This is a genomic window from Streptomyces sp. NPDC058459, from assembly GCF_042721685.1.
Taxonomy (GTDB): Bacteria; Actinomycetota; Actinomycetes; order Streptomycetales; family Streptomycetaceae; genus Streptomyces.
Map to the genome: position 1 here is coordinate 24,881 of NZ_JBHXLV010000030.1, position 19,377 is coordinate 44,257.

The window sequence follows — 19,377 nt, forward strand, 5'->3', positions numbered from 1 at the left end:
TGTGTGCACGGCGAACGCACAGGGCGAGAGCCGACCACTCCACGGGGGAGTAGAGCCATGCCGGGAACCACCATCGCTTCCGTCACCACCCTGACGCCCGAGCGCCTCACGCTGTGCGCACCGAGCCGCGCGGCCAGGGAACTGGGCCTCAAACGCTATGAGTTCGACCTGGCGGTCGAACTGGGCCGCATCCGCACGGTGCCGGCCGGGGGAAGCGGCGGCCGACGGATCGCCCGGCCGGAGATCGCCCGCCTCCAGGCCCAGGCCGGCTTTCCTCAGACGCTCCGCGAGCGGGTGCGCCTCGTGGGCACCAAGGAGGGCGCCTCGCTCATGGGCGTCTCCGGAGGCAGGTTCGCCAGGCTCGCCCGACTGGGACTGCTGGTGCCGGTGCGCTTCTACCTCAATCGGTACCGAGCCGTGGTCTGGCTGTATCTGGCGGAGGATCTGCGGGAGTTCGTGGCGAACGGTGAGCACGCCGATCTGATCACGGGCAGGGCCCCCGAGACACTGAGGAGCCAGTTGGCGGCCGGGCTCGACCTGCGCCCGAGAAACTGGCGGGACCGTCACCTCGGATTCCTGCTGTGTCAGGCCGAGGACCCTTGGGCGCGAGCAGGAGCCATCGCCGCCTTCCTGCCGAGCGCCGAGATCACGGAGATCGCCAAAAGTCCAGATGAACGGGCCAGGTTGGACCGCCTGAGGCCGCCCCTCCCCGAGCACGGTGCCCCCGGATCACCCTCCGCACTACTCAGCGAGCAGATCATGACCGCGCAGGACGCGGACGAGATCGCCTGGCTGAGCGCGGACCTGGCACGGCAACTGGAAGCGACACGGGCGCCTGGGCCCGTTCCCTCACCGGTGCCGAGCCAACGGGATCACACCACGCGACGACCGCCCGCACGACGCGTGCCCACGCCAACCACGCATCGGCCCGAGCCGGCAACGCCGGCCGACATCGCCACGGCCTGGGCATGCTCCGGCACCCCGGTCTCCCAGCCGCTGCCGCTGCCGCGAGGCGACCACGGGTCCGGAGCCGGCGCGTCACGCCCGCCTCGGGGGCTGCTGACCTGGCTACGTCGCAGAAGCCCCGGGAGCGCTCTCGCCGCCGATCACGCTAGAAGGACCTGAACAGACCCTCCTGGACTACCGACACGAGCAGTTGCCCCTGGATGTCGTAGATGCGCCCGCGGGCCAGGCCACGGCCGCCGATGGCGATCGGGGACTCCTGGTCGTAGAGGAACCACTCGTCGGCACGGAACGGACGGTGGAACCACATGGCGTGGTCCAGCGAGGCCATGTCGAAGTTCCGCTGGCCCCAGAGCGGTTCGACCGGAATGCGGACCGCGTCCAACAGGGTCATGTCGCTGGCATAGGTCAGCGCGCAGGTGTGGACCAGCGGATCGTCACCCAGCGGACCGACCGCACGCATCCACACGGCGCTGCGCGGCTCGGCGCCATCGATTTCGTCGGTGTTCCAGCGCAGCCGGTCGACATAGCGGATGTCGAAGGGCTGGCGGCGCGCCATCAGCTCCAACTGCTCCGGCAGTGCGCCCAGGTGCTTCCGGATCTCCTCGGCCACCGGCGGCAGCGACTCGGGGTCCGGCACCACACGGGCCGGCGGCAGCTGGTGTTCGAACGGTCCTTCCTCAGGCTTGTGAAAGGAGGCGGTCAGATTGAAGATCGTGCGGCCCTGCTGCACGGCGGTGACGCGCCGCGTGGTGAACGAGCGTCCGTCACGGACGCGCTCCACCTGGTACACGATCGGCACGCCCGGCCGGCCCGGACGCAGGAAGTACGCGTGCAGCGAGTGCACCGGGCGGTCGCCTTCCGTGGTGCGCCCTGCGGCGACCAGCGCCTGGCCCGCCACCTGGCCGCCGAAGACCCTCTGGAGGGACTCCTGTGGGCTTCGGCCGCGGAAGATGTTGACCTCTATCTGCTCCAGGTCGAGCAGGTCGACCAGGCTCTCGGCCGGATTCGTCATCGGTGGGTTTCTCCTGTGCTCACAACTGGCCGACATCGGTGACGCGGACGACCGCACGGCCCTCCGCGTCGGAAGCGGCGAGATCGACTTCCGCGCTGATGCCCCAGTCGTGATCATCATCGGGATCGTCGAAGATCTGGCGGACGCGCCACAGTCCGTTCTGCGGCTCCTCTTTGATCACCAGCAGCTTGGGACCGCGGGCGTCGGGTCCGGTGCCGAGGTTCTCGTACGCGTCCCAGTACTTGTCCATGGCCTCGCCCCACGCGTCCGCGTCCCAGCCGGAGTCGGCATCCAGCTCGCCGAGTTCGTCGACCCGGTCGAGGGCGGCCAGCTCCACGCGGCGGAAGAGGGCGTTGCGGACGAGCACGCGGAAGGCGCGGGCGTTGGTGGTGACAGGCTTCACCTCGTCGGCCTTCTCCTGGGCCTCCTCGGCGGTCATCACCTCGGGGTTGGCCAACTGCTCCCACTCGTCCAGGAGGCTGGAGTCCACCTGGCGGACCGTCTCACCGAGCCACTCGATCAGATCTTGCAGATCCTCGGACTTCAGGTCGTCCGGGATGGTGTGGTCGAGAGCCTTGTACGCGCCGGCCAGGTAGCGCAGGACGATGCCCTCGGTGCGCGCCAGCTCGTAGAGGGCGACCAGCTCCGTGAAGGACAGGGCTCGCTCGTACATGTCGCGGACGACCGACTTCGGCGACAGCGGGTGGTCGCCCACCCAGGGGTGGCTCTTGCGGTACGTGTCGTAGGCGTGGAAGAGCAGCTCTTCCATGGGCTTGGGGTAGGTGATGTCCTGGAGCCGCTCCATGCGCTCCTCGTACTCGACGCCGTCCGCCTTCATCAGGGCCACGGCCTCGCCGCGTGCCTTGTTCTGCTGGGCGGCGAGGATCTGCCGCGGGTCGTCCAAGGTGGACTCGACGACGGACACCATGTCGAGGGCGTAGGACGGCGACTCCGGGTCCAGGAGTTCGAAGGCGGCGAGCGCGAAGGTGGACAGCGGCTGGTTGAGCGCGAAGTCCTGCTGGAGATCGACCGTAAGACGCACGATCCTGCCCTCAGCGTCCGGCTTGTCGAGCTTTTCGACGATGCCGCCGTCCAGCAGCGAGCGGTAGATGGCGATCGCACGGCGGATGTGCCGCAGCTGCTGCTTGCGCGGCTCGTGGTTGTCCTCCAGCAGATGACGCATCGCCTCGAACGCGTTGCCGGGCCGGGCGATCACCGACAGAAGCATGGTGTGCGTCACCCTGAACCGCGAGTTCAGCGGCTCCGGATCGGACGCGATCAGCTTCTCGAAGGTGCTCTCCGTCCAGCCGACGAAGCCCTCTGGAGCCTTCTTGCGCACCACCTTGCGGCGCTTCTTCGCGTCGTCCCCCGCCTTGGCGAGGGCCTTCTCGTTCTCGATGACGTGTTCGGGCGCCTGCGCGACGACGAGTCCGGCGGTGTCGAAGCCGGCCCGTCCGGCCCGTCCCGCGATCTGGTGGAACTCGCGGGCCCGCAGTGTGCGGACCCGGTTGCCGTCGTACTTGGTAAGGGCCGTGAACAGCACGGTGCGGATGGGTACGTTGACGCCGACGCCGAGGGTGTCCGTGCCGCAGATGACCTTCAGCAGGCCGGCCTGGGCCAGCTTCTCCACAAGGCGCCGGTATTTGGGCAGCATGCCGGCGTGGTGGACGCCGATACCGTGCCGTACGTAACGGGAGAGGTTCTGGCCGAACTTGGTGGTGAAACGGAAGCTGCCGATCAGCTCGGCGATCCGGTCCTTCTCCTCGCGCGTGCACATGTTGATGCTCATCAGCGCCTGGGCGCGTTCCACGGCCTGCGCCTGGGTGAAGTGCACGATGTACACCGGAGCCTGCTTGGTCTCCAGCAGCTCGGTGAGCGTCTCGGTGAGAGGGGTGAGCCGGTACTCGTAGGAGAGCGGAACCGGGCGCGTGGCCGAGCGGACCACGGAGGTGGGGCGGCCGGTACGGCGGGTGAGGTCCTTCTCGAAGAAGGACACGTCACCGAGTGTGGCCGACATCAGGATGAACTGCGCCTGCGGCAGCTCCAGCAGCGGAATCTGCCAGGCCCAGCCCCGGTCGCCCTCCGCGTAGAAGTGGAACTCGTCCATGACGACCTGGCCGATGTCCGCGTCCTTGCCGTCACGCAGCGCGATGGAGGCCAGAACCTCGGCCGTGCAGCAGATCACGGGTGCGTCGGCGTTCACCGAGGCGTCGCCGGTCAGCATGCCCACGTTCTCGGTGCCGAAGATCTTGCACAGCTCGAAGAACTTCTCCGACACCAGGGCCTTGATCGGAGCGGTGTAGAAGGTGACCTCGTCACGGGCCAGCGCCGCGAAGTGCGCGCCGGCGGCGATCATGCTCTTGCCGGACCCGGTGGGCGTCGAGACGATCACGTTCGCCCCGGACACCACCTCGATCAGCGCCTCTTCCTGGTGGGGATAGAGGGTGAGGCCGCGATCCTGGGCCCACGACTCGAAAGATTCGTACAGGGCGTCGGGGTCGGCGGTCTGCGGCAGCTGATCGATGAGGGTCACGCCCCCATCTTGCCTGCCCGTGCCGTCAACCAGGGAATCGGCTGTGGGCGTCAAGATCATGGAAGCTACGCTGTGTCGCCGACACGGCATCAGCACCGCAGGTCAACTGGACAGCGGCACATGAGGAATGGGGCGGGACGCGGCCATGATGGGACCAGCACACTCACTGTCGGGGGCCGCCGCGTGGCTCGGTGTCGGGGCGGCGGCCGCTGCCGCCGGGTACCCGATGCCCTGGCCGGTCCTGCTGGTGGGCGCCCTGGTCTGTGCGGGCGCCGCCCTGGCCCCGGACCTCGACCACAAGGCGGCCACCATCTCACGGGCCTTCGGGCCGGTGTCCCGCTGGATCTGCGAGATCGTCGACAAGCTGTCCTACGCCGTCTACAAGGCGACCCGGAAGCCGGGCGACGCGCGCCGGTCGGGCGGTCACCGCACCCTCACCCACACCTGGCTGTGGGCGGTCCTGATCGGCGCTGGCAGCTCAGCGGTGGCGATCACCGGGGGCCGCTGGGGGGTCCTGGGCATCCTTTTCGTGTACATGGTGCTGGCCATCGAAGGTCTGCTGTGGCGAGCGGCACGTGGGTCCAGCAGCGATGTCCTGGTCTGGCTGCTCGCGGCGACCAGTGCCTGGATCCTGGCGGGCACGCTGGACAAGCCGGGCCTGGGTGCCAACTGGCTGTTCACGGCTCCTGGCCAGGAGTACATGTGGCTGGGGCTGCCAGTCGTGCTGGGCGCCTTGGTGCACGATCTCGGGGACGCACTTACCGTGTCCGGCTGTCCCGTCCTGTGGCCGATCCCGGTGGGCCGCAAGCGCTGGTACCCGATCGGGCCGCCGAAGCCGCTGCGCTTTCGGGCGGGCAGCTGGGTCGAGCTGCGGGTACTCATGCCCGCGTTCATGGTGCTCGGGGGAGTGGGCGGCGCGGCGGCCCTCAACTTCATCTGAGGAAGCGCTCGCCGTCAGGCGGTCGCCTCCGGGGGCTTCCCGCCGTACCGGCGCTCGAAGCGGTCGATGCGACCCTCGCTGTCGAGCGTGCGGGCCTTGCCGGTGTAGAAGGGGTGGCTCTCCGAGGAGATCTCCACGTCCACCACCGGGTAGGTCTCACCGTCGTCCCACTCGATGGTCTGCTCACTGACCGCGGTGGACCGGGTGAGGAAGGCGTAGCCCGCCGAGCGGTCGCGGAAGACGACGGGACGGTAGGAGGGCTGCTGGTCCTGCTGCATGGCGGCTCCTCGATCGAGGCTGTGGGACGGGAGGGGTCCGGATCAGCCGGGAAGGGAATCCTCGTCGACGATGTGCACGGCGGCCTCTTCCGCGGAGGCGGCGGCCCCGTCGATGCCCACATCGGTGGCCACGAGCGCGCTCTCCTCGTCCTCGTGCGTGCCCTCGTCGGGGGCCACCAGGCGGCCCGACCGACGCAGGCCCACCTCGTTGTCGAGCAGTTCTCCGTCGGTGCCGTCGCAGTCGCCGAGGCCGTCGCCGTCGGGGGCAGCCGCATCGGGCAACTCCTCGGCGAGCCGCTGGTCCAGCGTCTCCCCGGCCGCGCGCTCCGCCGCCGTCACGCCGTCGTGCTCAACCGCCCACGGCCGCTCGGGAGGGGACCAGCCCCGGTCGAGGGGGTCCTCTACGCCATCGGCGTCCAACGTGTCCTCGACGTCGAGCACACCCGAGTCCTCCTGGATCTCGTCGGTGCCGGGCTGGTAGACGTCGTCACCCCATCCGTCGGCGCTGTTCACGGAGACCTCCATCCGGTAAGCACGGCCCGGCGCCGTGATGACCTGCGCGGGCCTGTTGGCAGTCACGACCCTGCTGTCCCGCGAAACGGCCGGGAAACATCACCCGCATTCCGGGCCCTGTGCCCTCATCCAGCCTTCCACCCCGGTTCGGAACCTCGCAACGGCAACGCCGTGCGGTGCGGGAGAGCCGGCCGTGGACCAGTCCGCCGCACAGCCGCGGTCGGCCCCGCCGTGTGCGCCTTGCCTGGTCCGTCCGGCTGCTCCTCACCCGTGCCACGATCGCCAGAGCGCCGCGTAGGCGCCGTCCGCCGCGACCAGATCGTCGTGGCTGCCCAACTCGCTGATACGGCCGTTCTCGACGACCGCGATCACATCGGCGTCGTGGGCGGTGTGCAGGCGGTGGGCGATGGCGACCACCGTGCGCCCGTCGAGGACGCGGGACAGGGAACGCTCCAGGTGGCGTGCCGCGCGTGGATCGAGGAGCGAGGTTGCCTCGTCCAGCACCAGCGTGTGCGGATCGGCCAGCACCAGCCGCGCCAGCGCGATCTGCTGGGCCTGCGCCGGAGTCAGAGGCAGACCTCCGGAACCGACCTCGGTGTCGAGCCCGGCGTCCAGCGCCCGCGCCCAGGTGTCCGCGTCGACCGCGCCCAGCGCCGCCCACAGCTCGGCGTCCCCCGCCTCGGTGCGGGCCAGAAGGAGGTTGTCGCGCAGGGAGCCGACGAAGACGTGGTGCTCCTGGTTGACGAGGGCGACATGCGAGCGGACGCGTTCGGCGGGCATCCCGGACAGCTCCGCGCCGCCCAGCGTGACATGACCGGTCCTCGGCGCGTAGACACCGGCGAGCAGCCTGCCCAGCGTGGACTTACCCGCGCCGGACGGCCCGACCAGCGCCAGCCGGGTGCCCGGTGCGACCCGCAGGGACACCGCACGCAGCACGTCGACGCCGTCGCGGTAGCCGAAGTGCACCCGGTCCGCGTCCACGTCCCGCCCGTCCGGCACGAGCGAGGCGTCACCGGCGTCCGGCTCGATGTCCCGGACCCCGACGAGCCTGGCCATCGACACCTGGGCGACCTGCACCTCGTCGTACCAGCGCAGGATCAGGTTGACCGGGTCGACGAGCATCTGGGCGATCAGCGCGCCCGTGGTCAGCTGACCCACGTCCATCCAGCCCCGCAGGACGAGGACCCCGCCGACCATGAGGACCGAGCCCAGCACGATGATGTGGACGACGCTGATCACGGGGAACAGCACCGAGCGCAGCCACAGGGTGTACCTCTCCCAGGCCGTCCACTGTGCGATCCGCTCGTCCGAGAGGGCGATGCGGCGGTCGCCGAGGCGGTGGGCCTCGATGGTGCGGCCGGCGTCCACGGTCTCCGCGAGCGCGGCGGCCACGGCGGCGTATCCGGCGGATTCCGAGCGGTAGCCGGAGGGGGCGCGCTTGAAGTACCAGCGGCATCCGGCCACCAGCACCGGCACCGCGAGCAGGATGGCGGCCGCGAGAGGCGGGGCTGTCACGACGAGGCCGCCGAGCAGCAGAAGAGCCCACACGACGCCGATCGCCAGCTCGGGAACGGCTTCCCGCATGGCGTTGGACAGCCGGTCGATGTCGGTGGTGATGCGCGAGAGCAGATCCCCCGTGCCGGCCCGCTCCAGTACGCCCGGCGGCAGCCGTACCGAGCGGATCAGGAAGTCCTCGCGCAGGTCGGCCAGCATCCGCTCACCGAGCATCGCGCCGCGCAGCCGCACTTGCAGCGTGAACAGCGCCTGGACGGCCAGGGCGACCAGGAGGAGCCCGATCGTCAGCCCCAGCCGGGCGTTCGGCGCCCGGTCGGCTACGCGTTCTACCAGACCGCCGAGCAGGTACGGCCCCACCATGGAGGCGATGACCGCGATCGTGTTGACGGCGATGAGCAGCGAGAAGGCCCGCCGATGACGGCGGAAGAGTTCCGCCACGTAGGCGCGCACGGTCGCCGCCGCGCCGATGGGCAGGGTCGTGGTGGTCGTCGGAGCCGCCGGGTCATAGGCCGGTGGTGTCACGCCGATCATGCGCTCTCCTCGATCTCTTCGAGCGGTGCGAGGGCGCCCAGAAGAGCGGCTCCATCCGTGGTGGCCGGTCGGTCCGGTGCGGAGGGAGGCCCGGTGGTGTCCTCGGCCCGCCGCTGTTCGTCCTCGGTCTCCCGTGTCACGACGGCGCGGTACCGGGGCTCAGTGCCGATCAGCTCGCGGTGCGTCCCCGTCGCCGCGACCTCGCCCTCGTGGAGGAAGACGACTCCGTCCGCGCGGTCCAGCAGCAGCGGGGAGGAGGTGAGCACCACGGTCGTACGGCCCGAGCGCAGCCGGCGCAGCCCGTCCGCGATTCTGGCCTCGGTGTGCGAGTCCACGGCGGAGGTCGGTTCGTCCAGCACCAGGACGTCCGGGTCCGCGACGAGGGAACGGGCCAGGGCGAGACGCTGGCGCTGCCCGCCGGACAGGGAGCGTCCGCGTTCGGTGATCCGCGCGTCCATCGGGTCGGAAGCGTCCAGCGACCCCTGCACCAGGGCCTCCAGTACGTCCTCGCACTGGGCGGCTGACAGCGCGTCCTGCGGGCGGACGGCGCCGGAGGCGGGTACGTCGAGCAGTTCGCGCAGGGTTCCGGACAGCAGTACCGGGTCCTTGTCCTGGACGAGGACGACGGTGCGGGCGCGGTCGAGAGGAAGCTCGTCCAGCGGCACTCCGCCGAGCAGTACCGACAGGGCGGGCTCGGCTGGATGGCCGCCCAGGCGATCCGCGAGGCGCCCCGCCATGTCGGGGTCGCCGCACACCACCGCCGTGAGTTCATGTGCGGGGGCGAGCAGACCGGTGGCCGGGTCGGACAGATCGCCGTCCGGCAGGTCGCTCGCGCCCGAGCCCTCCGCGTCCGTGAGGCGTTCCAGCGACAGCACCCGTGCGGCCCGTTGGGCGGACGGCCGGGAGAAGGAGTACGCCATGGCGATCTCGACGAAGTGCCGCAGCGGATAGTTGACGATCGTGACCGCGCTGTAGACGGTGACCACTTCACCGACCGTGATCCGGCCCTCGCGGGCCAGTTGGACACCGCGCAGGACGACCACGATCAGCAGCAGACCCGGCAGCAGTACCTGGAGGGCCGAGATGACCGACCACATCCGGGCGCTGCGCACCGCGGCGTGCCGTACCTCTTGCGAGGCGCGGCGGTAGCGGTCGAGGAAGAGTTCCTCGCCGCCGATGCCCCGCAGTACCCGCAGTCCGGCCACGGTGTCCGAGGCCAGTTCGGTGGCACGGCCGGCCTTCTCACGCTGAATGTCGGCGCGGCTGGTGGCCGGTGGCAGCAGAGGCAGTACGGCGAGTGCGACCACCGGCAGGCCCACGGCGACGATCAAGCCGAGCGCGGGCTGGTACACCACGAGCGCGACACAGACCACGACCACCGTCAGCGCGGCCGCGGTGAAGCGGGACACCGCCTCGACGAACCATCCGATCTTCTCCACGTCGCCCGTCGAGACGGTGACCACTTCCCCCGCTGCGACCCGCCGGGTCAGCGCGGAGCCGAGGTGCGCGGCCTTGCGTGCCAGTAGTTGCTGGAGGCGGGCGGCCGCCGTGATCCAGTTGGTGACCGCGGCGCGGTGCAGGAAGGTGTCGCCCACCGCGATGCCTGTGCCGCACAGCAGCATCAGGCCTCCCGTCAGGGCCAGCCGGGTGGCGGAGCGGTCGACGGCCGCCTGGACGGCGAGGCCCACACAGAAGGGCAGGGCGCAGACGGAGACGAAGTGCAGCATGCCCCACAAGAGCGCTTTGCACTGCCCGCCCAGCTGGTTGCGTCCGAGCCACCACAGCAGGCGGGGGCCGGAGCGGGCGTCCGGTACGCCGGGATCTGAGTACGGAAGGTCTTGGATCTGCATGGCGTCCCAGTGGCTCGTGTCAGGGAGGGGCAGGCTGCGGCGACACCGGAAGGTGGCGGCAAGCCGTGAAAGGTTCGCCTTGCGTGGAGGTGAATTTCAAACGGTTTTACCGGTGCGGCCCGGCCGTCGCCGGGTTCCGGCCAGGCCCAGCCGCCCGGCTATCCGCAGATCAAGGACGCGCGGACGAGAGCAGCGGGGGTGGCGAGTACCAAGGGAGCCCAGGGCGGGACGTTCACCGCTTCGATGTGTCGCCGTCGACCAGGGTGTCCAGCAGGACGCCGAGTACCTGCCGCTCCTTCTCGGTCAGCGGAGCGAGGATCTCCTCGGCGGCGGAACGGCGCGCTCCGCGCAGTTCGCCCAGAGTGGCACGGCCCTCGTCCGTCAGCTCGATCCGGGTGACCCTGCGGTTGGCCGGGTCCGGGACCCGGCGGACCTTGCCGTGCGCCTCGAGACCGTCCACCAGGGTCGTCACCGCACGCGGCACCACCTCCAGCCGCTCGGCGAGGTCGGCCATGCGCGGAGGGGACTCGTAGTACGCGAGGGTGCGCAGCAGGCGGGACTGAGCGGGAGTGACGTCCAGATCCCGCCATTCGAGGTGGCGCTTCTGGATGCGGTGCACCCGGCGGGTCAGCCGCAACAGCTGCTCGGCTAGCACCCCCTCGGGATCTGGGGTCGACATGCGGGAACAATATCAGGACCCCGATCATTGTGAGTATAGGTAACAATGAGCTATGCTCAACGAACCGGAGTCGGCCGCCCCTGGTCCGGCTCTTCTCGCCTCCCTAGGAGTCCTTTGAGCCTCGAACGAGAAACGTCTAGGATGTCGCCTCCCGGCACCGGGGAGCAGCCCCGGCAGGTACGCCGCATCCTCAAACTCTTCCGTCCCTACCGCGGGCGCCTCGGGGTCGTCGGCCTGCTGGTCGGCGCCTCCTCGCTGGTCTCGGTCGCCACGCCCTTTCTCCTGCGGGAGATCCTCGACGTCGCCATCCCGCAGGGCCGTACCGGACTACTGAGCCTGCTCGCGCTCGGCATGATCGTCAGCGCGGTTCTCTCCAGCGTCTTCGGCGTCCTCCAGACGCTGATCTCGACCACCGTCGGCCAGCGCGTCATGCACGACCTGCGCACCGCCGTCTACGGCCGGCTCCAGCGGATGTCCCTCGCCTTCTTCACCCGCACCCGCACAGGCGAGGTGCAGTCCCGCATCGCCAACGACATCGGCGGTATGCAGGCCACCGTCACCTCCACCGCCACTTCCCTGGTCTCCAACACCACCAGCGTGGTCGCCACGATCGTGGCGATGGTCGCCCTCGACTGGCGGCTCACGATCGTCTCGCTGGTCCTGCTCCCGGTGTTCGTCTGGATCAGCCGCCGCGTCGGCGACGAGCGCAAGAGAATCACCACCCGACGGCAGAAACAGATGGCCGTGATGGCGGCCACCGTCACCGAGTCGCTGTCGGTCAGCGGCATCCTGCTCGGCCGCACCATGGGCCGCTCCGACTCGCTGACCGCCGGCTTCGCCGAGGAGTCCGAGCGTCTGGTGGACCTGGAGGTCCGGGCGAGCATGGCAGGCCGCTGGCGCATGGCGGTGATCACGATCGTCATGGCGGCCATGCCCGCGTTCATCTACTGGGCAGCGGGGCTGGCCCTCCAGTTCGGCGGTCCCGGGGTTTCGCTGGGCACGCTCGTCGCCTTCGTCTCGCTCCAGCAAGGTCTGTTCCGGCCCGCCGTGAGCCTGCTCTCCACCGGCGTCCAGATCCAGACGTCCCTCGCGCTCTTCCAGCGCATCTTCGAGTACCTCGACCTGCCCATCGACATCACCGAGCGCGTCGATCCGGTCCGTCTCGACGACATCAAGGGAGAGGTCCGCTTCGAGGGGGTCGAGTTCCGGTACGACGACGAGAGCGGCCCGGTCCTCGACGGCATCGACCTCGTCGTGCCAGCCGGCGGCAGTCTCGCCGTCGTGGGGCCGACCGGTGCCGGAAAGTCGACGTTCGGCTGCCTGGTGCCCCGGCTGTACGACGTCACCGGCGGCCGCGTCACCGTGGACGGGGTGGACGTCCGCGACCTAGACTTCGACACCCTCGCCCGAGCGGTCGGCGTCGTCGCGCAGGAGACCTATCTCTTCCACGCCTCTGTCGCCGACAACCTCCGCTTCGCCAAGCCCGACGCCACCGACGACGAGCTGTACACGGCGGCCCGCGCCGCACAGATCCACGACCACGTCACCGCCCTGCCGGACGGCTACGACACGATCGTCGGCGAACGCGGACACCGGTTCTCCGGCGGGGAGAAGCAGCGCCTGGCGATCGCGCGCACCATCCTGCGCGACCCGCCCGTCCTCATCCTCGACGAGGCGACCAGCGCCCTGGACACCCGCACCGAGGCGGCGGTGCAGGAGGCGATCGACGCGCTGTCGGCCGACCGGACCACCATCACCATCGCCCACCGGCTCTCGACCGTCCGGGACGCCGACCAGATAGCCGTGCTCGACTCCGGCCGGGTCGCCGAACTGGGAACACACGACGAGCTGCTGGAGCGCGACGGACGCTACGCCGCCCTGGTGCGCCGCGACGCTCAGCTCGAACCCACTGCCTGACAACCAGTCATGACGGGCGATCAAAAGCCGACAAGCTGACAATATGCCGGGTTTGTGGTGATGTGCGTATTACCGTGCCCGCATGCAGACGAAGACTCCGTCACGGAGCATGATGCGACTGACGCGCCGGGGCAAGCTCGCCCTTGTCGGAGCCGCCGCCGTCCTGGCCGGCACCGCCGTGGGGGTGACGCTGACGCTGTCGGGCCTGGGGGACGCGCAGCCCGCCACCCTGGTCATCCCGGAGGGCTGGCGCGCGAGCCAGATCTACGACGCGGTCGACAAGGTGCTGAAGCTGCCGCCCGGCAGCACCCGCAAGTCCGTCGCCAAGGCGGGTCTGAAGCTGGCGTCCGCCGCCGAAGGAAACCCGGAGGGCTATCTGTTCCCGGCGACGTACACCGTCACAGAAGGCGCCACCGCCGAGTCGCTGCTCCGGCAGATGGTCGAGACGGCCGACCAGAGGTTCAACGGCGCACCGGTCGCCGCCGGGGCGCAGCGCAACGCGATGAACGTCTACGAGGCAGTGACCGTCGCCAGCATCGTCCAGGCCGAGTCGGCCACGAAAAGCGACATGGGGAAGGTGGCCCGTGTCGTCTTCAACCGGCTGGAGCGCGGGATGCCGCTTCAGATGGACTCCACCCTCAACTACGCACTGAAGCGCAGCACCATCCACACCAGCGTCGACGACACCCGGATCGAGAGCCCGTACAACTCCTACCAGCGCATGGGGCTGCCGCCCACGCCGATCGACAACCCCGGGGAGGACGCGATGCGGGCGGTGACCAGTCCGCCGAAGGGGGACTGGCTGTACTTCGTCACGGTCAAGCCAGGCGACACCCGCTTCACCGCCGACTACACCCGCCACCTGCGGAACGTGGCCGACTTCAACGCCCTGCAGAAGGCCGGCGTGCGGTCGGGCTCGCCGTCCGGCAGCGCGAGCCCGGTCACGCGACCGCCCCGGTGAGCGGCCGGGGCGGCCGGTGGTGAGCGGTGCTCCGAGGGCTAGCGGCCGCGGGCGGCCAGGAGTGGGGCCTCGCGCCCGGTGGTCCGGGACGCCGTGTCGGCGGACAGCAGACCGCGGGCGGCCAGTTCGGGGATCACGCCCTCGCCGAACCAGTAAGCCTCCTCCAGATGCGGATACCCGGAGAACACGAAGTGTTCGACGCCGAGTGCGTGGTACTCCTCGATCCGGTCGGCGACCTCAGCGTGACTGCCGACCAGCGCCGTACCCGCGCCGCCCCGGACCAGGCCGACGCCCGCCCAGAGGTTGGGGTAGATCTCCAGTTGGTCGCGGGAGCCGCCGTGGAGTTCCAGCATCCGCTGCTGTCCCACCGACTCGCTGCGCCCCAGGGCTGCCTGTGCGGCGGCGATGCTGTCGGCGTCCAGGTCGTCCAGCAGCCGGTTCGCCGTCGACCAGGCGTCTGCGGAGGAATCACGGGAGATGGTGTGCAGCCGGATGCCGAAGCGGACCGTGCGCCCCTCCCGCTCGGCCAGTGAGCGAATCCAGTCGATCTTCGCCTTCACCTGCGCCGGCGGCTCGCCCCAGGTGAGGTACACGTCGGCGTGGCGGGCGGCCACCGGTCCGGCGGCCGGGGACGAGCCGCCGAAGAACAGTTCCGGGACCGGGTCCGGCGGGAGGGAGGTGAGGCCGCCGTCGACCTCGTAGTGGGCGCCGTGGAAGTCGTAGGGCTCGCCACGCCAGACACCGCGCACGATGGACAGGAACTCGTCCGTGCGTTCGTAGCGCCGGTCGTGATCGAGGTGGTCGCCGAAGCGGCGTTGTTCGGACGAGTCGCCTCCGGTGACGACGTTGAGCAGCAGCCGTCCGCGGGTCAGGCGCTGGTAGGTCGCGGCCATCTGGGCGGCCAGGGTGGGAGAGAGGAGACCGGGGCGGAAGGCCACGAGGAACTTCAGGCGTTCGGTGTGCTGGGCGAGGGCCACCGTGGTGAGCCAGGCGTCCTCGCACCAGGTGCCGGTCGGGGTGAGTACCGCCTCGAAGCCCAGTTGCTCGGCCGCCTTGGCTATCTGCGCCAGGTACTCGATGTCGGGCGTGCGTACGCCGCGGGTCTCGCGGCCGATGTTGGAGCCGTAGGCGTGCCGGTCGACCAGGGTGCGGCCGTCGCCGCCGGTCGGCAGGAACCAGTGGAGTCGTACGGTCATGCGGGGGGCCTCCTGTGTCAGTGCTTGGCCGGAGTGGTGGAGGGCGGCAGGTCGCCGTTGAAACGCGAGTCCACGAAGTCGCCGAAGTCGACCTTCTTGGGGATCAGCTTCAGCTCGGTGAAGCTGTCGGCGATCTTCTGCTCGGAGGCCACCAGAGGCTTGTCCACGGCGACGGAGACGCGAGTGGAGTTGGTGCGCTGTACAGAGGCCAGCGCCACCTCGTACGGCAGCCCGGTGTCCTTGGACCACACCTTGGCCCACTCCTCCTGATGTCCGTGCACCCAGGCCTGTGCGCGTCGCAGCCGGGCGAGGTAGTCCTTGACGGCGGCCGCCTTCTTCGAGTTCCGGAGCGCGCCGGGCGAGGCGACCTGGAAGGTGAGCCCGTTGGTGACACCCTCGCCGGTGGTGAGGACCCGGCCCTGCTTGCTCTGGAGAACCTGCGAGGTGTACGGGTCCCAGACCGCCCAGGCATCGACCTTGCCGGAGTTGAACGCGGCGAGTGCGTCGGCCGGCTGGAGGTACTTGACCTTGATGTCCTTCAGATGGAGCCCGGCGGCTTCGAGGGAGGCGACCAGTTGGTAGTGCGCGGAGGAGCCCTGGGCGACGGCCACCGACTTGCCCCTGAGCTGCTTCGGGTCAGTCAGCTTGGAGCCGTTCCGGACGAGGATGGCGTCGCCCCGGGACGTGCCGTGCCACGCGGCCACCACCGCGATCTTGGAGCCGGCGCCCGCCGCGAAGACGGGCGGGGTGTTGCCGACGCCGCCGATGTCCACGGCCCCGGCGTTGACCGCCTCCAGCAGCGGTGGTCCGGAGGTGAAGGTCGACCACTTGATCTGGTAGTCCAGGTTCTTCAGCTCGCCGGCGGCTCGCAGGATGGCCTCGGAGCCGCCCTTCTGGTCGCCGACGCTGAGAGCGAGGGAGCCAGAGCCGTCGGTCCGTGTGCCCGTGTCGGCGGCGGAGTCTCCACCGCAGGAGGTGAGCAGCAGGGACAGGGGAAGGAGCAGCGCTGCGGGGACCAGGAGTCGTCGCATGAAGGTTCCGTTCATGGTGCGAGAGGCATGAGTGCGAGAGGCATGAGTGTGAGAGGTATGAGTACGAGGGTCATGAGTGCGAGGGTCAGAGTGCGGAAGGGGAAGGGGTTCAGGCCGCTTCCGCCGACGGTGTGACGCCGAGGCGGGCCAGCAGATCGGCGCGGATCGCGGCGAAACGCGGGTCGGTCAGGTCGCGCGGCCGGTCGAGTTCGACACGCTGCTCATGGGCGATGCGGCCGCCGTCCATCACCAGGACGCGGTCGGCGAGCAGTACGGCCTCCTCCACGTCATGCGTGACGAGCAGCACCGCGCAGCCCCGGCGCTGCCACAACTCACCCACCAGCCGCTGGGCGTTGATACGGGTCAGCGCGTCCAGCGCGCCGAACGGCTCGTCCAGCAGCAGGAGATCGGGTTCGCGGACCAGGGCACGGGCGAGCGAGACGCGCTGGGCCTCTCCGCCGGAGAGGGTCTTCGGCCAGGCGTCCACCCGGTGACCGAGTCCGACCTCGTCCAACGCCTGCTCCGCCAAGGCGCGTTCGGGTTTGCCCGGGAGACCCAGCAGGACGTTCCGCCACACCCTCTTCCACGGCATCAGCCGGGGCGCCTGAAAGGCGACGGCACGGCGGCGGGGGACCAGTACGGTGCCCGCGATGTCCCGGTCGAGCCCGGCGAGGACCCGGAGCAGTGTGGACTTGCCGCAGCCGCTGCGGCCGAGCAGGGCGACGAACTCGCCCGGCGCCAGGTCGACCTGGAGGTCGTCGATGACGGCGCGACCGTCGAAGGCCCGGGTCAGCCCCTCGACATGGACGGCCTGGGCGGCCCCGGTGGTCGTGGGGCTCACCGGCCCGTGAACGTCGGTCGCCATCGCAGCAGCAGCCTTTCGAGGGAGCGGACGATGAAATCGGCGAGGAGGCCGAGGAAGGCGTAGACGATCAGGCAGACCACGATCACGTCGGTCCGCAGGAAGTCGCGGGCCTGGACCATCAGGAAGCCGATGCCTGAGTCGGCGTTGACCTGTTCGGCGAAGACGAGGGCGAGCCAGGCGATGCCCAGGGAGTAGCGCAGGCCGGTGAGTGCGCCGGGCAGCGCGCCCGGCAGCACCACATGGCGGACGAGACCCCGGCGGGAGAGCCCCAGTGACTCTCCGGCCTCGATGAGTTGGGAGTCGACGCCGCGAATGCCCGCGTAGACGTTCAGATAGAGCGGGAAGGTCACGCCCAGGGTGATGATGGCGATCTTGGGGGCCTCACCGATACCGAACCAGATGATGAAGAGCGGGATGAGACCCACGAAGGGCACCGTCCGCAGCATCTGGACCGGGGCGTCGACCACGTCCTCGCCGATCCGGAACAGCCCTGATATCAGGGCGAGTCCGGTGCCGATCACCGTGCCGAGGACCAGTCCGGCGGCGACGCGTTGCAGGGAGATGGCCATGGCCGAGGGCAGCGAACCGTCGGCTGTCAGATCACCGGCGACCTGGGCTATCCGGCCCGGTGAGGCGAGCACATCGGACGCCAGAACACCGGTGGCGCTGAGGAGTTGCCACAGGACGAGGAGAGCGAGCGGGCCGGTGGTGCGGCGCAGCCAGCGGGGGAGCCGGGTGCGCCGGGAGGAGGCGGGGACGAGGCGCTGCAAGGTGGGGGAGGTCTTGGGCATACCGGTGGTATCGGAGGGGTGAGGTGGGGCATGGCTGATGCTCATGGCGGCTCCACGCGGTGGAGAGCGGGGAAATGAGGCTGCGTTGGTCGCCGCCGCCGGCGGTCACCCTCGGCTCAGCGGAGGGTCACGCGTGGCGTGCGGAAAGCGCTGGGAAGCCCGGAAGGAGGGCGGTGATGGAACGAGGAAAGGGCGTCAGCGGCCGCGGCGACACGCGGCGGAGGCCACCCGAAGCAGGTCGATGTGACCGCGCGTGGTGAGCAGGGCTGAACGCGACATGCCGGTGAACCTAGCCAGGCGGGCGTTCACCGGTCAACGGTGTCTCGTCCCGTGGACGGCCCGTATCGAGGAACGGTCGCGCCGAGGGGCGTGAAACGCGGCCGGCGGGTGAGGATGGAGGCATGTCAGCTGCCTTCACCACGCGCGTCCTCGACATCGCCACCGGGTCCCGCGAGCGGGTCGTGGACCTCACTCAGGAGTGCGAGCACTTCCTGGGCGAGGCCGCGGCGGGCCGCGATGGCCTCCTCAACATCTTCGTACCCCATGCGACCTGCGGTGTCGCCGTCATCGAGACCGGCGCCGGCAGCGACGACGATCTGCTCGCCGCCCTGCACACCCTGCTCCCGGCCGACGACCGCTGGCAGCACCGCCACGGCAGCCCCGGCCACGGCCGCGACCACGTCCTCCCCGCGATCGTCCCACCCCACGCCACCCTGCCGGTGATCGGCGGAAGCCTGGAGCTGGGGACGTGGCAGTCGGTGTGCGTGGTGGACACGAACGTCGATAATCCGAACCGTCAGGTCCGGTTGAGCTTTCTGGGATGACCCCGAGGACGATGTCGAGCGCCGTACGACGGCTGCGGGAAGCGCCTGCTCGGAGTGCTTCGGCACTCCTGGGTCACGGCGGCGACTTGGCTGCTCCTGGCCGATCCGCCCGACGTTCACGGCGCCCTGTCCCAGCGTGCGCCGCAGGGCACTTCCGGGGCCCCGCGGCAGGGCAGGGGTCCGGCCCGCGGTCTCCCCGAACGGGGACTGCGGGCCGGGGAGGTGGGCCTCAGGCAGGGATGAGGCCGTGCGGGTCGATGATGAACTCGTCGCTCACCCCCGCCCTCGGCGACCTTCCCAACGTAGGACTGCCACTCAACCTACGCACGCCGGAACCGCACCCTCCACGCCCTGCGTGCCATCGCCCTGACATCGCCCGGCAAGCTCCCTGACCAGCCACGTCACCGTCCCCCGGGCAGTTCCGCGCGCCCTCGGCTTCGAGACATCACCGACGCGGCGGCGCCCGCCCTCCCCCCGGCAGCCCTTGCCCGTCCGGGCCCACGTCCGGGTGCGGGGCGCTCGCGAGCACAAACTCAAGGACGTGGACCTGACGGTCCCGCGCGACGCGACGGTGGTCTTCACCGGCGCCTCGGGGTCGGGCAAGTCCTCCCTCGCCTTCGGCACCCTCTGCGCGGAGTCGCAGCGGCGCTACCTGGAGTCCGTCGCCGCATACGCACGCCAGGGGTCTGATCGACCAGGCAAGGCTCACGCTCACCCAGGCGCGCGAAGCGATCGAGGCGGGCGACGAGCCGGGTTACCAGGGCGTGTTCGTCGGGGCGCGCCGCTACGTGCTCGGCACCTTCGCCAACATCAAGAGCACCGTCCCTGTCCGCGCCGGATCGAGGGCCGGGCGATCGGGATGAAGTGCGATCGAGCCGCCCGCCAGGTGTTCCCGGCACGCGGCCCGAGCGCCGAACCGGAGTGACCGTGACCGGGCTGCGGCGGGACGGACGGTGTGCGCGCCGGCCCGTGGCC

The 19,377-nt window shown here is 70.2% G+C and carries 17 protein-coding genes and 1 pseudogene; 6 read left to right on the top strand and 12 right to left on the bottom strand.

The window, feature by feature from the left end; all coding sequences use genetic code 11:
• Positions 1-57 precede the first annotated feature (57 nt).
• Positions 58-1,125: a DUF6397 family protein gene (locus tag ACFWN1_RS08850; RefSeq protein ID WP_384359425.1), complete on the top strand. Its 1,068-nt coding sequence runs from the start codon at positions 58-60 to the stop codon at positions 1,123-1,125.
• On the opposite strand, the gene ACFWN1_RS08855 is transcribed toward ACFWN1_RS08850, so the two are convergent.
• Both ACFWN1_RS08855 and ACFWN1_RS08860 read right to left on the bottom strand, forming a co-directional pair.
• Positions 1,112-1,978 (bottom strand): acyl-CoA thioesterase, encoded by an 867-nt coding sequence (locus ACFWN1_RS08855; RefSeq protein ID WP_384359426.1) that lies wholly within the window; start codon positions 1,976-1,978, stop codon positions 1,112-1,114. The two genes, ACFWN1_RS08850 and ACFWN1_RS08855, sit on opposite strands and share 14 nt — an antisense overlap.
• Positions 1,979-1,997: 19 nt before the next feature.
• A complete protein-coding gene (locus tag ACFWN1_RS08860) occupies positions 1,998-4,511 on the bottom strand; it encodes a DEAD/DEAH box helicase (protein ID WP_384359427.1) in 2,514 nt (837 codons plus the stop codon).
• Positions 4,512-4,656: 145 nt separating this feature from the next.
• On the opposite strand from ACFWN1_RS08860, the gene ACFWN1_RS08865 reads away from it, so the two are divergent.
• The gene (locus ACFWN1_RS08865) at positions 4,657-5,451 is read left to right on the top strand and encodes a metal-dependent hydrolase (protein ID WP_384359428.1); all 795 of its coding nucleotides are present in this window, start codon (positions 4,657-4,659) and stop codon (positions 5,449-5,451) included.
• Positions 5,452-5,465: 14 nt separating this feature from the next.
• Here the strand turns inward: ACFWN1_RS08865 and ACFWN1_RS08870 are convergent, their stop codons facing one another.
• The 5 genes from ACFWN1_RS08870 to ACFWN1_RS08890 all read right to left on the bottom strand — a co-directional run bounded on the left by ACFWN1_RS08870 (position 5,466) and on the right by ACFWN1_RS08890 (position 10,817).
• The gene (locus ACFWN1_RS08870; protein ID WP_384359429.1) at positions 5,466-5,729 is read right to left on the bottom strand and encodes a type B 50S ribosomal protein L31; all 264 of its coding nucleotides are present in this window, start codon (positions 5,727-5,729) and stop codon (positions 5,466-5,468) included.
• 42 nt (positions 5,730-5,771) lie between these two features.
• Positions 5,772-6,242: a DUF5709 domain-containing protein gene (locus ACFWN1_RS08875; protein ID WP_384359440.1), complete on the bottom strand. Its 471-nt coding sequence runs from the start codon at positions 6,240-6,242 to the stop codon at positions 5,772-5,774.
• A gap of 264 nt (positions 6,243-6,506) precedes the next feature.
• Positions 6,507-8,288 (bottom strand): ABC transporter ATP-binding protein, encoded by a 1,782-nt coding sequence (locus ACFWN1_RS08880; protein ID WP_384359430.1) that lies wholly within the window; start codon positions 8,286-8,288, stop codon positions 6,507-6,509.
• Entirely contained in the window at positions 8,285-10,138 is a 1,854-nt protein-coding gene (locus ACFWN1_RS08885) for an ABC transporter transmembrane domain-containing protein (protein ID WP_384359431.1), read from the bottom strand. Before ACFWN1_RS08885 ends, ACFWN1_RS08880 begins: the two co-directional genes overlap by 4 nt.
• A gap of 232 nt (positions 10,139-10,370) precedes the next feature.
• Entirely contained in the window at positions 10,371-10,817 is a 447-nt protein-coding gene (locus tag ACFWN1_RS08890) for a MarR family winged helix-turn-helix transcriptional regulator (protein WP_384359432.1), read from the bottom strand.
• A 141-nt stretch (positions 10,818-10,958) separates the two neighbouring features.
• On the opposite strand from ACFWN1_RS08890, the gene ACFWN1_RS08895 reads away from it, so the two are divergent.
• Positions 10,959-12,734 (top strand): ABC transporter ATP-binding protein, encoded by a 1,776-nt coding sequence (locus ACFWN1_RS08895; RefSeq protein ID WP_384359433.1) that lies wholly within the window; start codon positions 10,959-10,961, stop codon positions 12,732-12,734.
• Positions 12,735-12,816: 82 nt separating this feature from the next.
• On the top strand, positions 12,817-13,695 hold the full coding sequence (gene mltG / locus ACFWN1_RS08900; RefSeq protein ID WP_384359434.1) for an endolytic transglycosylase MltG: 879 nt from the start codon (positions 12,817-12,819) through the stop codon (positions 13,693-13,695).
• A 38-nt stretch (positions 13,696-13,733) separates the two neighbouring features.
• On the opposite strand, the gene ACFWN1_RS08905 is transcribed toward mltG, so the two are convergent.
• The 5 genes from ACFWN1_RS08905 to ACFWN1_RS08925 form a co-directional block, all read right to left on the bottom strand.
• Complete coding sequence (locus ACFWN1_RS08905; protein WP_384359435.1) at positions 13,734-14,891, bottom strand: LLM class flavin-dependent oxidoreductase; 1,158 nt, start codon at positions 14,889-14,891, stop codon at positions 13,734-13,736.
• A 17-nt stretch (positions 14,892-14,908) separates the two neighbouring features.
• On the bottom strand, positions 14,909-15,922 hold the full coding sequence (locus ACFWN1_RS08910) for an ABC transporter substrate-binding protein (protein ID WP_384359436.1): 1,014 nt from the start codon (positions 15,920-15,922) through the stop codon (positions 14,909-14,911).
• Positions 15,923-16,031: 109 nt separating this feature from the next.
• Complete coding sequence (locus ACFWN1_RS08915; protein ID WP_384359437.1) at positions 16,032-16,787, bottom strand: ABC transporter ATP-binding protein; 756 nt, start codon at positions 16,785-16,787, stop codon at positions 16,032-16,034.
• Positions 16,760-17,623: an ABC transporter permease gene (locus ACFWN1_RS08920; RefSeq protein WP_384359438.1), complete on the bottom strand. Its 864-nt coding sequence runs from the start codon at positions 17,621-17,623 to the stop codon at positions 16,760-16,762. Before ACFWN1_RS08920 ends, ACFWN1_RS08915 begins: the two co-directional genes overlap by 28 nt.
• 150 nt (positions 17,624-17,773) lie before the next feature.
• Positions 17,774-17,857: a putative leader peptide gene (locus tag ACFWN1_RS08925; RefSeq protein ID WP_356129427.1), complete on the bottom strand. Its 84-nt coding sequence runs from the start codon at positions 17,855-17,857 to the stop codon at positions 17,774-17,776.
• Between the two features lie 122 nt (positions 17,858-17,979).
• Here ACFWN1_RS08925 and ACFWN1_RS08930 point away from each other — a divergent pair, with 122 nt between their 5' ends.
• The gene (locus ACFWN1_RS08930) at positions 17,980-18,402 is read left to right on the top strand and encodes a YjbQ family protein (RefSeq protein WP_384359439.1); all 423 of its coding nucleotides are present in this window, start codon (positions 17,980-17,982) and stop codon (positions 18,400-18,402) included.
• A 484-nt stretch (positions 18,403-18,886) separates the two neighbouring features.
• Positions 18,887-19,186 (top strand): annotated as a pseudogene (locus ACFWN1_RS08935) (ABC transporter); the annotation flags it as partial.
• Positions 19,187-19,377 lie beyond the last annotated feature (191 nt).

Excerpts from the sequence above, each read along its gene's own strand:
- ACFWN1_RS08850 (WP_384359425.1), top strand. The coding sequence starts at position 58 with ATGCCGGGAACCACCATCGCTTCCGTCACCACCCTGACGCCCGAGCGC.
- ACFWN1_RS08855 (WP_384359426.1), bottom strand. The coding sequence starts at position 1,978 with ATGACGAATCCGGCCGAGAGCCTGGTCGACCTGCTCGACCTGGAGCAG.
- ACFWN1_RS08865 (WP_384359428.1), top strand. The coding sequence starts at position 4,657 with ATGATGGGACCAGCACACTCACTGTCGGGGGCCGCCGCGTGGCTCGGT.
- ACFWN1_RS08870 (WP_384359429.1), bottom strand. The coding sequence starts at position 5,729 with ATGCAGCAGGACCAGCAGCCCTCCTACCGTCCCGTCGTCTTCCGCGAC.
- ACFWN1_RS08880 (WP_384359430.1), bottom strand. The coding sequence starts at position 8,288 with ATGATCGGCGTGACACCACCGGCCTATGACCCGGCGGCTCCGACGACC.
- ACFWN1_RS08885 (WP_384359431.1), bottom strand. The coding sequence starts at position 10,138 with ATGCAGATCCAAGACCTTCCGTACTCAGATCCCGGCGTACCGGACGCC.
- ACFWN1_RS08890 (WP_384359432.1), bottom strand. The coding sequence starts at position 10,817 with ATGTCGACCCCAGATCCCGAGGGGGTGCTAGCCGAGCAGCTGTTGCGG.
- ACFWN1_RS08895 (WP_384359433.1), top strand. The coding sequence starts at position 10,959 with ATGTCGCCTCCCGGCACCGGGGAGCAGCCCCGGCAGGTACGCCGCATC.
- mltG (WP_384359434.1), top strand. The coding sequence starts at position 12,817 with ATGCAGACGAAGACTCCGTCACGGAGCATGATGCGACTGACGCGCCGG.
- ACFWN1_RS08905 (WP_384359435.1), bottom strand. The coding sequence starts at position 14,891 with ATGACCGTACGACTCCACTGGTTCCTGCCGACCGGCGGCGACGGCCGC.
- ACFWN1_RS08910 (WP_384359436.1), bottom strand. The coding sequence starts at position 15,922 with ATGCGACGACTCCTGGTCCCCGCAGCGCTGCTCCTTCCCCTGTCCCTG.
- ACFWN1_RS08915 (WP_384359437.1), bottom strand. The coding sequence starts at position 16,787 with ATGGCGACCGACGTTCACGGGCCGGTGAGCCCCACGACCACCGGGGCC.
- ACFWN1_RS08920 (WP_384359438.1), bottom strand. The coding sequence starts at position 17,623 with ATGAGCATCAGCCATGCCCCACCTCACCCCTCCGATACCACCGGTATG.
- ACFWN1_RS08925 (WP_356129427.1), bottom strand. The coding sequence starts at position 17,857 with ATGTCGCGTTCAGCCCTGCTCACCACGCGCGGTCACATCGACCTGCTT.
- ACFWN1_RS08930 (WP_384359439.1), top strand. The coding sequence starts at position 17,980 with ATGTCAGCTGCCTTCACCACGCGCGTCCTCGACATCGCCACCGGGTCC.